Origin of the sequence: Streptomyces silaceus (assembly GCF_001419745.1) — a bacterium.
GTDB lineage: Bacteria > Actinomycetota > Actinomycetes > Streptomycetales > Streptomycetaceae > Streptomyces > Streptomyces silaceus.
Genome location: NZ_LIRJ01000154.1, coordinates 16,675 through 28,332, shown reverse-complemented (window position 1 = coordinate 28,332; position 11,658 = coordinate 16,675). Strand labels below are relative to the sequence as shown.

Here is an 11,658-nt window from a genome sequence, read left to right as displayed (position 1 = left end):
ACGGCGACCAGGCGGACCTGCGCGCCGTCGTGCAGGTCGCGCTCGACCCGGCGCAGGAGCGCCACCGAGTCGTCGACGGCCAGCGCGCGTGTCTCCTCCAGGTCCCGTACGCGGTCGGCGAGACGGCCCGGTCCCAGGAGCGCCCGCACGAGCCAGCGGTCGCCCACGACGACGAGGCGCGTCACCCACGGCGCGCACAGCAGGGTGGCGATGCCGACCAGGACCGCGAGCCAGGTGCCCTCGAACGTGTCCGCGTCCAGGCCGCCGAACGGAATCGGCGTGAGCACCGGCATGCCCTCCGGGTCGCCCGCCTCGGGCCGCTGCCCGAAGACACCCCACCGCAGCGGCGCGGTCAGATTGACCAGGCCCGTGATCCACCACAGGACGGCGTACGCGCCCAGCGCGCCGACCGGCAGCTTCGCGAGGACGTAGCCCGCCGCGCGCCAGCCGGTCCCGTCCCGCAGCCGCGCGTCGAGCCGCCCCACGAACCCGTCGCCGGGGCGGAACGACGGCGGTTCGGGCGTGCGCTCGCCGAGCAGTGCCGAGGCGAGAGCGCGGTGGACGCCGCCGAGCCCTCGCGCGAGCCACAGCCCTCCGATGAGGAACAGCACCCCCACCACCGCGAGCACCAACGACACGGTCAGGGCACCGCCGACCGCGAGGACCACCGCGAGGACGGTCCCGCCCGTCAGCCCCAGCGGGAAACCGATCAGACAGTACGCCGCCTCGGACCAGGCCCGCCGGGTGAAGGGGGCACGCAGGAGCGCTCGGGGCAGCGGCGGCTCGTGGCGCGGGGCCGCCTCGTGGTGTGTGTGGTGCGCGTGCATGCCGTCAGTGTCCTGCCCCGCGTCCCCGCGGACCGGTAGCCACATCCCCGTGGGGACGGCCGTGGACCCGGGCATGCCCGGTGACCCCTGGACCTCGATCATCACAACTCCCTGCCGCGTACTGGGCGTGCTCGGTGGGACTCACGCTAGGTACGCGGCAGCCGCGGGCGGAACGTGGCTTTCCTCCGTGCGGTCTGGGGGTTTTCCCCCATCGGGGGCCATCAGAGGTCATCGGGGCTGCGGGCCGGCTGGGGGTGGCGACCTAGTCCGCTACCCCGCACACACCCCGCACCGCCGCCAAGAGCTGGTCCCTGTGCGGCTGGGCCGCGCGGTCGAGTTCCAGGGCGAACGGCAGCACGGTGCCGTCGGGGCGGGTGACGCGCCGGGGCGGTGCGGTGAGGGTGAGTTCCTCGGCGGCGGTGCTGACGATCTCGGCCGCGAAGCCGCAGAAGCGGTTGGTGTCGTCGATGACGACGAGTCGTCCGGTGCGTCCCACGGAGGCGGCGAGACCGTCCCAGTCGAACGGATACACCGTGCGCGGGTCGAAGACCTCGACGGATACGTCGGGCGCGAGCTCGTCGGCCACCGCGACGGCCTCCTGCACGAGATGGCCGACCGCCACCACCGTGACGTCCGACCCCGGGCGCACCACATGGCCCACGCCGAGCGGGAGCGGAGCGAGGGCGGCCAGATCCACGTCCTCGCGGTCCATCGACGAGGCGGCCGGGGTCAGGACGACCACCGGGTCGTCGTCGCGGATCGCCGACACGAGCAGGCCGTAGGCGTCGGACGGGCTGCTGGGGACGACGGTCTTGAGCCCGACGTGGGCGAAGAGCCCGTACGGCTGGTCGGAGTGCTGGCCCGCCCAGCCCACGCGGGAGCCGGACCCGGGCACCAGATAGGTGACCGGCACCTTCGCCTGACCGCCCGTCATGAGCGAGAACTTGTGGGCCTGGTTGGCGATCTGCTCGAAGACGAGGAAGAGCAGTGACGGGATCTGGAACTCCAGCACCGGGCGTTGTCCGACGAGGGCCGCGCCGGTCGCGAAACTGGTGAAGGCCTGCTCGGACAGGGGCATGTCGACGATCCGCTCCGGACCGTACGTGTCCACCAGCCCCTTGGTGATGTTGGCGACGCCCACCCGCACGTCCTCGCCGAAGACGCAGACACCGGGGTCGCGCGCGAGTTCGTCGGACAGGGCCCGGGAGAGCGCGCCGAGGTAGGAGAGCTTAGGCATGGGCGCTCACCCCCGCCCGCGGGCGCAGACCCGTGGCGTACAGATGGTCGAGGGCGTCGGCGGGGTCGGGCTTGGGGCTGGCGAGGGCGAACTCGCGTGCGGACTCCAGCACGTCTTCCACCTCTTGGTCGATGCGGTCCCGGGCTTCGGTGGAGATGAGCTCCGCCTGGACGAGCAGCGGATCGCGGGAGCGTCCCTCGGCCACCTCCTCCCGCGACCGGTACCGGACGAACGACTTGTGCTCCCAGGTGTGATGGGCGTCGAACCGGTACGCGGTGCATTCGAGGAGCGCGGGGCCGCCCCCGGAGCGGGCCCGGTCGGCGTACTCACGCGTGGCGGTCATGACGGCCTCGGCGTCGGTGCCGTCGATCCGCGCGGCGGGGATGCCGAAGGCGGCCGCCCGGCCGACGATCGTGCCGGCGACCGCGTTGTCCACGGTGAGCGTGGAGGCGTATCCGTTGTTCTCGCAGACGAAGAGGACCGGAAGCCGCCACAGCGCCGCCAGGTTGAACGATTCGAGGACCACGCCCTGGCTGACCGCGCCGTCCCCGAAGAAGCTGACCGCGATCCGGTCCTCGCCGGCCCGCGTCGCCGCCCAGGCGGCACCGGCCGCGATCGGCGCGCCGGCCCCCACGATGCCGTTGGCGCCGAGGATACCGAGACCGACGTCGGCCGCGTGCATGGAACCGCCGCGGCCCTTGTTGAGACCGGTGATCCGGCCGGTCAACTCGGCCATCATCCCGGCGGGGTCGGCGCCCTTGGCCAGGACGTGCCCGTGGCCGCGGTGCGTGCTGGTGATGTAGTCGTCGGGGCGCAGTGCCGCGCACACCCCGGCCGCGATGGCCTCCTGGCCGATGTAGGGGTGGATTCCGCCCGCGATCTCCCCGGAGCGCACCAGCTTGATGCAGTACTCCTCGAAGCGGCGGATCAACCGCATGGTCCGGTACAGCCGTTCCCTGGTCGAGTACTGCTCACTCATGGCGTCACTCATGGCGTGCCCCTCGTGGTCGAAACCGACGCCCGAAGACATCGAGGCGGAAAGGACGAGCGCTACCGCGGGTCGCTGCGGCCGCCACGGCGGCCGAAGTGGAGAAGAACGAAGGGGAAACAAGGCGGTCCTGAGATTCCACATCCGCCAATTCCGTGGATACGGGCCGCCTCGCGGTAAGGAAACCGCCTCATCCGGTCGACGATATTCCGGTCCGAAGATGCATGGTGCAAACAAACCTGTCACAGCCGTGGAACGCCGGGATCCTAACCCGCTCTCCTGAACAGCAGCAAGCATCCGTTCGCCGTGACGCGGGCACCCGTCACGGCGGTCAAACACCGCAGACTGTCGCTATTGGTCGATATGCCAGGCAGGTTGGCTTTTGCAGCAATCTCACCCCCTTCCCAGGCGGTGACCGCACTTGCTAGAGTCACATTTCGTTCTCCACAAGCTCGCCAAGACATCGAAATCAGCGCCGGCCGCCGGGTTTATCTCCTTACCATGGCCGCATCGACCGAGCAGAGCTTCTGGTTCCCAGGAAACGCGCCACAGGTTTCTCATGACCGCATTACGACGAATGCGAGGGACTTCATGCCGGGGCCGCAGGACAAAGTAACTCCGGATCGCTCGAGCGAGCTCCTGCCCTTGTTGGCCGCCCAACGGGGAATTTGGTTCGCACAGGCTCTGGCACCCACCGTCACGCACCACAGCATCGCCGACTGCCTCGACATCGACGGACCCGTGGACCCCGCGCTCCTCGAGGAGGCCCACCGGCGGGTGACCACGGAGATGGAGGCGCTGCGCCTGCGTTTCGTGGAGACCGCCGACGGACCGGCGCAGTACGTCGACGAGTCCGCGCAGCCGCCGGTCCATTACATCGACGTCAGCTCCGAGGCGGACCCGCGGGCCGCGGCGGAGGCCTGGATGCGTGCCGACATGGGCAAGGAGGTGAAACTGTCCGAGCCCCCGCCGTTCACCACGGCGCTGTTCAAATTGGCGGACGACCGTTTCTCCCTCTACCGCCGCGTCCACCATCTGCTCCTCGACGGCGGCAGTCTGGGCACGCTCCACCACCGCACCGCGCAGGTCTACACGCAGCTGGCCGCCGGCCGGGCCGTCGACGACAGCCCCTTCCGCCCCTTCCACATGCTGGTGGAGAGCGAAACGGCCTACCTCGCCTCGACGCGCCGGGAGCGGGACCGCAAGTACTGGCTGGAGCGGCTCTCCGACCGCCCCGAACCGGTGCGCCTGACCACACGGCGGGGAGCGGGCGGCGACGACGTGCTGCTGCGCAAGGTCGCCCTGGACCCGGCGCGGCTGGCGAAGCTGCGCGCGGCCGCCGAGCGATTCGCCGTCAGCTGGGTCGAGTTGACGACCGGCATCACCGCCGCCTACACCGCGCGGATGACCAACTCGCCCGAGGTCACGGTCGGCATGCCGGTCGCGGCGCGGCTGACCCGGGTCGAGCGGGACACCCCCGGCATGCTGACCAACCCCGTGCCGCTGCGCCTGGCCACCGACGCGCGGACCACGCTGACGACCTTCTTCCGGGAGACCAGGGCCGAGGCGCGCGCCGCGTTCCAGCGCAGCCGGTACCCCTCGGAGGAACTCTCCCGCGAGCTGGGACTGCTCGGCACCGACCGCCGGCTGTGGGGCCCCGCGCTGAACGTGATGGGCTTCTCCCACGACCTGGACTTCGCCGGGGTCCCCGCGCGCCTGCGGACGCTCTCGCACTCCCACGTCGCCGACCTGATGTTCACCTTCTTCCAGACGTCCTCCGACGGGGCGGTGGAGCTCATCGCCGCCGCCAACGCCGACCTCTGTCAGGAGGCCGAACTGGAGGCCCACCTCGACCGCTTCCTGTACTTCGCGGACGGCATCGCCGCCGCGGACCCCGAGACCGCGCTGGGCGGCCTGCCGCTCCTGCGGGCCGAGGAGCGCGAGCAGTTGCTCGCCTGGGGCGCCGGTCCCGTCCGGGACATCCCCGACGTGGGGATGCACACCCTGGTCGAACAGTGGGCACAGCGGACTCCGGACGGTCCGGCGGTCGAGCTGCACGGCGGTGTCACGCACAGCTACAGCGAACTCAACGCGCAGGCCAACCGGCTCGCACGGCACCTGGTCTCGCGGGGTGTCGGCCCCGGCAGCGTGGTGGGTCTGTCCCTGCCCAGGTCGGCGGAGGTGGTGGCGGCCGTACTCGGCGTCCTGAAGACCGGTGCCGCCTTCCTGCCGCTCGACTCGGCCTACCCGGAGGACCGGCTCGCCTTCATGGTGTCCGACGCCTCGCCCGCGCTGCTGCTGCTCCAGTCCTCGACCGCGCACCTCGCGGAGACCCTCGGCGTCGAAGGCCTCCTGCTGGACGACCCCGGCCTGCGGCGGACGCTCGGCGAACTGCCGGGGCACGACCTCGCCGACGACGAGCGCACCGGGGAGTTCGACGCCCGGCACCCGGCGTATCTGATCTACACCTCGGGTTCCACCGGGCGCCCCAAGGGCGTCGTGGTGCCGCACCGCGGTGTCGTCAACATCTGCGGGGCCATGCTCGACCGGCTCGGTTCCGGGCCGGGGAGCCGCACCCTGCAGTTCGCCTCCGCGAGCTTCGACGCGTCCGTGGGCGAGATGACCCAGTCGGTGCTGGTCGGCGGCACGTTGGTGGTGGCCGCGAGCGACCGTCTGGCGCCCGGCCCGGACCTCGCCCGCCTCATCGACGAGGCCGACATCAACGACCTGGTGCTCGCCCCCTCGGTCCTGGAGGTCATGTCACCGGACGACCTGCCCTCCGGCGTCACCATCACCATCGTGGGCGAGGCGTCGTCACCGGACGTCGTCAGGCGCTGGTCGCCGGTCTGCCGGCTGATCAACGGCTACGGCCCCACCGAGGCCACCATCTCCACCGCGATGAGCCTGCCGCTGTCGCCGGCCGACGCCGAGGCGCCGCCGATCGGCACACCCCTGCGCAACGTCCGCGTCCGTGCCCTCGACGAGCGGCTCGAGCTGGTGCCCGTCGGGGCCGTGGGCGAGCTGTACGTGGCGGGGGCCGGGGTGACGCAGGGCTACCGCGGGCGGGACGAACTGACCGCGGAACGCTTCGTACGCGACCCCTACGGTCCCGAGGGCAGCCGGATGTACCGCACCGGTGACCTGGTCCGCTGGACCGCCGGGGGAGAGCTCGTCTTCGTCGGCCGCAACGACGACCAGGTCTCGCTGCGGGGCCACCGCATCGAGCTGGGCGAGGTCGAGGCGGCGATCCGGGGCGTCGAGGGGGTCGCGCGGGCCGCGGCCACGGTCCTGGAGGACGCGACCGGCGACCGGAGCCTGATCGGGTACGCCGTCCCCGAGACCGGCAGGCGTCTCGACCCGGCCGCCGTGCGCTCCGCGATCGGCGAGCGGCTGCCCGGATACCTCACCCCGAGCCGGCTCGTGCTCCTGGACGAACTGCCGCTGACCGCAAGCGGCAAACTGGACCGCAACGCCCTGCCCGAGCCCGCGGCGGTCGCCGCCGACCAGGACCAGGTGCCGCGCACCGCGGTCGAGGAGATCCTGGCCGGGCTCTTCGCGCGGATCCTGAAGGTGCCGCAGGTCGACGTCGACGACAACTTCTTCGACCTGGGCGGGCATTCGCTCTCCGCCACCCGCCTGCTCGGCAGGATCCGGAGCACGCTGGGCCGCGAACTGTCGGTCGGCGAGCTGTTCGCCAGCCCCACGGTGGCCGGGCTCGCGCGGCAACTGGGCGAGGGAGCCGTACGGAACCGCGACGACGTGCTGGTCCCGCTGCGGTCGACGGGCAAGAAGACGCCCCTGTTCTGCGTCCACCCGGACGACGGGCAGAGCTGGGTGTACCTGCGGCTCGCGGGCCACCTTCCGGCCGACGTGCCCCTGTACGGACTCCAGCCGCGCAGCCTGACCGAGGCGGACGGGCTGCCGGGCACCCTGGACGAGCTGGCGGCCGCGTACCTGGAGGCCGTCCGCACCGTCCAGCCGGCGGGCCCCTACCGCTTGTTGGGGTGGTCCTTCGGCGCGCAGGCGGCGCACGCGATGGCCGTGCGGCTGCGGAAGCAGGGGGAGGAGGTGGAGGTGCTGGCCCTGCTGGACGGGCAGCCGGCGCAGGCCGCCGCCGACGTGCCGGAGGACGGCATTACGGAGCAGGAGGCCCTCCGGGCGGTCCTCGCCCGCTACGGCTGCCCCGTGCCGGACACCTCCGGTGAACCCCTGACGGCCGCGCGCACCGCCGAGGCCCTGCGGGCCTTCTCCGCCGACCCGGCCGACCTGGCGGAGCTGGACGAGAGCAGGGTCGAGGCGCTCGCCCGTACGTTCCGCCACACCAGCGCGCTGCTGGGCGCCCACCGCCCCGAACCCTTCGACGGGGACGCCATGGTGTTCACGGCCACGCGGGGCGCGACCCCGGGGGCCTCGCCCGCCGATGCGTGGCGCCCGCTCGTGCGGGGCCGGCTGGACACCCACGACATCGCCTGCGCACACGACGAGTTGCTGCACACGTCGTCGCTGGCCGAGGTGGTACGGGTGCTGGGCGCGGGACCGGGCGCCTGACAGCCCACGGGAAGCGGCCCGGCCCCCTGCCTCTCGGCAGGGGGCCGGGCCGCTTCGTCGGTGCCGCGGGCGGTCAGTACCGGATGTCCGCGAGCGCCTTGTCCAGCGAGGTCACGATCTCCTCCACGTCGGAGGAGGTGACGACCAACGGCGGGATGATCATGATGGCGGGGACCATGGCGAGCGAGGAGACGAGCACACCCCGCTCCTCCAGGGCCAGGCGCAGATGGTCCGCCACCGCGCCGCCGGCCAGCGCCCCGTCCTCGGCCACCGCCATCTCGACGGCCTGCATCAGACCGGTGCCCCGGACCGCCGACACGTGCGGATGACGCGCGGCCACCTCCTCCAGGCCCGTGCGCAGCAGCGCGCCCATGGCCTCGACGTTGTCGAGCACCTCGCCGTCGGCGAGCGTGTCGATGACGGCCATCGACGCGGCGAGGCCCAGGGGGTGCCCGTCGTTGGTCGAGCCGACCAGGAACTTCTGCTCGAAGTCCAGGTCGAAGAGGCGGGCCGAGATCTCGTCGGAGAGGACCACCGCGGACAACGGCGCGTATCCGGAGCTCAGTCCCTTGCCGAGGGTGAGGACGTCGGGGCGGATGCCGACCTGTTCGGTGCGGGTGAACGCGCCGGTGCGGCCCATGCCGGTGCTGACCTCGTCCACGATCAGATGGATGCCGTGACCGCGGCAGAACCGTTCCAGCGAGTGCAGATAGGCGTCGGACAGGACGTGCCCGCCCTCACCGACGACGAGTTCGAGGACCACCGCGGCCACGCGCTCGGGACCGTACGCGGTGATCGTCTGCTCAAGTCCCTCGCCGGGGGCGCCCGTTCCCTCGAACGGCCCGGCGACGTGATGGACCTCCGGCAGCAGTGGCCCGGACTGGTCGTGGACGTAGGACATGCCGGTCACGGCGCCGGCGCCCGAGCCGAGACCGTGGTAGCCGCGCCACATGCCGAAGACCGCGAGCCGTTCCCGGTCGCCGCTGCTCTGGTGCAGGAAGCGCGAGAGCAGGACCGCCGTCTCCACCGCCTGGGAGCCGTTGCTGCAGTAGCGGATCTTGTTCATGTGGACCGGGAGGTGGGGGAGCAGCGCCTCGGCGGCCTCCACGGCGATCGCCCCGGGCCGGCCGTAGCCGACCAGGTTGGCGAACGGCAGCGTGCGCAGCTGCCGTTCGACGGCCTCCGTCACCCGGGGGTGGTCGTATCCGAGAGTGACGTTCCACAGCCCGGAGCGGGCGTCGAGGAACCAGCGTCCCGCGCTGTCGCGTACCCGCACGCCCCGCCCCTCGACCAGCATGTTCTCCTGGGACAAGGTGGTGAGATAGGCGCCCATGCTCGGGCTGTTCCACAGCGGATACGTGTCTCGATCGATCACGGCCTGGCTCCTTGTCTGCGGTCCGTGGGCGGTGGTTCCCCGGTCGCCACGGTCATGAGGTGGCGAGCGGGCGTGCTTCGATGACACACATGCCGGGCGGCCCCTGCACGACCCGTTCGAGTCGCCAGCCACCCCGTTCCAGGAGCTGCCGGTACTCCGGCAACGTCCGTTCCTTCGCGCGGTGGTAGAGGGCGAGCATGGCGACGTCGGCCCAGCCCTGGATCGCCGACGGAACGGCGTCGTCCGGCAGGACGTCCTCGAAGATCCGCAGTACGGCCGTGTCGTCCCCGCCGCGTCGTACGGCGTCGAGGATGGCGGCCACGCTGTCGTCGTCCCAGTCGTGCAGGACCCGGGAGAGGACATAGACGTCGGCCCGGGGCGGCGGGACGAACAGGTCGCCGGTCCGCACCGTGCAGCGGTCGTCGACGCCCTGCTCCGCCAAGTGGGCGCGGGCGCGGTCGAGTACGTCGGGCTGGTCGACGAGAATGCCCTGGGCGTCCGGTACTTCGTCCAGGATGTCGGCGAGCAGCACCCCGATGCCGCCGCCGATGTCGGCCACCGTGCCGTCCGCGGGCCAGTCCAGGAGCGGCACGCACGGCAGTGTCAGGAGCCGCGCCTGCTCGGCCATGGCCTGGCCGAAGATCTGTTGCTGGTCGGGGTGTTTGGTCAGGTGCTCCCAGAAGTCGACGCCCAGGGCGTGCCGGGTGGCGGGCGCGCCGTCCTTGAGGGTTCCGCTGAGGGCGTGTCCGACGTCGGGGATGCCGAAAGTGGCGAATGTCGCCCAGAGTGACATCGGGTGACGGCGGCGCAGCACCTTTCCCCGTTCGGTGAGCGCAGCGCTGACGAGCTTCGCGTCGAGGTCGACGAAGCCGCTGCCGGCGAGGAGGACGAGCATCCGCCGCAGGGCGTCCTCGTCCGTCCCGGTCTCTTCGGCGAGTCGGGCGATGTCGTGTCTGTCGTCCCCCATCCGGTCGGGGATGGACAGCCGGCTCACGGCACAGAGGCTGTGAAAGACGAGTCCTTGCCGATAGACGTCCAACAACGCCGCGACGTCGCGCAATGGTTCAGCAGCCAAGAATCCTCCAGCAAGCCGGTGACGTCCGCTTTCGCCGCGATGCGGAGCGGGGGCGTCCTTGAGTGCGGGACCGATGTCCGCGGATGCGCTTTGCGTGGGGAGAGACGGAACCGTACGAGGGCCCCTCGGGGGGTGTTGCGATTCCGCTCGGTATACCGAGAGTGACGAATCTGGCTCGGGCAATCGTAGACTATACACACCGGGAGGATTACTTTCGGCGGGTGCCGGAACTTGCCCCGGACAGGTGCCGGGACGTGCCCGAGACACCTGATCGGCCCCATTTTGCACCAAAATTGGAGCCTGTTCGCGGAGCGAACCACCGGAATGTCGGAGTTCGGAAAGTGGGCCTTGACTGGGGGTGCCACCCCCAATGAAGATGGCATGCGGGTGCGCCACTGGCGCCCCGGAGATACAGCTGTCCTGGCCAATGAGATTCCCGACGCACCACGATTTGAGCGTATTCGGAACGCCGGAGAGATGAAGCAGATCTCCGTCACAGGACCCTGCCTCGTGGCAGTGGAGATTTCCATCCTGGCGGCTGCAGTCGTCCATCGCAGCCCCTCACTTCATTGCTCCCGACAGCGGTCGGTCGATAAGGGGGATTAATGGGACGCCCAGCGGACGGAGCGGCGAGAAGTGACGCCCGTCCAACGATGGATGCAGTGGCCATCCGTGAAGTGCGAAACGCAATTCGGGGTGAGATACGCGGCCGATTATTCACGTTTAAAGTGCTGGTCTGTGCCCTGATCACGGCCGGAGGGTGCTGGCTGGCCCTCCAGTCGCAGGTGTCCCTGCGGTTGCCCGGAGTCCTGCTGATCGGGCTCATGTTCGCGCATGCCGCGGAACTCCAGCACGAGACGCTGCACGGTCTCGCCTACCGCAGCAGGCGCGCCAATCGCGTGGTGGGCGTGCTGCTCGGTCTGCCGATGCTGATCTCGTTCACCGCTTATCGAGTGGCTCATATGCGCCACCACCGCGACCTCGGCACCCCGGGGAACCGCGAATTCTTCGACTACGGCGACCAGTACGGCGAGGGCGACCAGAGCCGGCTGGGCTCCGCGCTGACCTGGCTCGCCCGCTTCACCATGGCGTACCACTACTGGCAGTTCGCGATCGGCGTCGGCAAGGCGGTGCGCGGCAGGAACTTCGACGGCGAGAGCGCCGTCAACACCCGCCGCATACGCGCCGAGCACCTGCTGGCCGTGGCCGCCCTCGCCGTCGCGGTCGCGCTCTCGGTGGTGTTCGCGAGCCTCGCGGCCGTCTGGGTCTGGCTGATCCCGCTGGTCGTGGTGGCGGCACCGGCGCACGCCCTGATCGAGCTGCCCGAGCACTTCCGCTGCGACACGCTGGACCGCTCGCCGTTCGCCAACACCCGGACCATCAAGTCCAACAAGCTGCTCACCTGGTACACGAACGGAAACAACTTCCATGTCGAGCACCACCTGATGCCCAACCTTCCCATCGAGCGGCTGCCCGACCTCCATGTCGAGGTGCGCGACAGCCTGCGTCACTACCACACCGGCTACTTCGCCTACTTCAAGAGCTTCGTCGGCAGCAAGTAGCCACCCTCACCGCAACGTTGACGGACACGAGATCGTGGACGGACGG

At 70.8% G+C, this 11,658-nt stretch carries 7 protein-coding genes; 2 read left to right on the top strand and 5 right to left on the bottom strand.

The window, feature by feature from the left end:
* The 3 genes from AOK22_RS16300 to AOK22_RS16290 all read right to left on the bottom strand — a co-directional run.
* On the bottom strand, window positions 1-827 hold an 827-nt coding region (locus AOK22_RS16300; RefSeq protein ID WP_208606407.1), incomplete at its 3' end, for a sensor domain-containing protein.
* 262 nt (window positions 828-1,089) lie between these two features.
* The gene (locus AOK22_RS16295) at window positions 1,090-2,064 is read right to left on the bottom strand and encodes an alpha-ketoacid dehydrogenase subunit beta (protein WP_055699381.1); all 975 of its coding nucleotides are present in this window, start codon (window positions 2,062-2,064) and stop codon (window positions 1,090-1,092) included.
* On the bottom strand, window positions 2,057-3,055 hold the full coding sequence (locus AOK22_RS16290) for a thiamine pyrophosphate-dependent dehydrogenase E1 component subunit alpha (protein WP_237773162.1): 999 nt from the start codon (window positions 3,053-3,055) through the stop codon (window positions 2,057-2,059). Before AOK22_RS16290 ends, AOK22_RS16295 begins: the two co-directional genes overlap by 8 nt.
* Before the next feature lie 645 nt (window positions 3,056-3,700).
* Here AOK22_RS16290 and AOK22_RS16285 point away from each other — a divergent pair.
* A complete protein-coding gene (locus tag AOK22_RS16285; RefSeq protein ID WP_158070511.1) occupies window positions 3,701-7,600 on the top strand; it encodes a non-ribosomal peptide synthetase in 3,900 nt (1,299 codons plus the stop codon).
* A 73-nt stretch (window positions 7,601-7,673) separates the two neighbouring features.
* Here the strand turns inward: AOK22_RS16285 and AOK22_RS16280 are convergent, their stop codons facing one another.
* Both AOK22_RS16280 and AOK22_RS41480 read right to left on the bottom strand, forming a co-directional pair.
* Window positions 7,674-8,975 carry an aminotransferase family protein gene (locus AOK22_RS16280; protein WP_055699378.1) on the bottom strand — a complete coding sequence of 434 codons (1,302 nt, stop codon included), beginning with the start codon at window positions 8,973-8,975 and terminating at the stop codon, window positions 7,674-7,676.
* A gap of 52 nt (window positions 8,976-9,027) precedes the next feature.
* Window positions 9,028-9,969 (bottom strand): methyltransferase, encoded by a 942-nt coding sequence (locus tag AOK22_RS41480; RefSeq protein WP_055699377.1) that lies wholly within the window; start codon window positions 9,967-9,969, stop codon window positions 9,028-9,030.
* 809 nt (window positions 9,970-10,778) lie between these two features.
* Here AOK22_RS41480 and AOK22_RS16270 point away from each other — a divergent pair.
* Window positions 10,779-11,612: a fatty acid desaturase family protein gene (locus tag AOK22_RS16270; protein ID WP_055699376.1), complete on the top strand. Its 834-nt coding sequence runs from the start codon at window positions 10,779-10,781 to the stop codon at window positions 11,610-11,612.
* Window positions 11,613-11,658 lie beyond the last annotated feature (46 nt).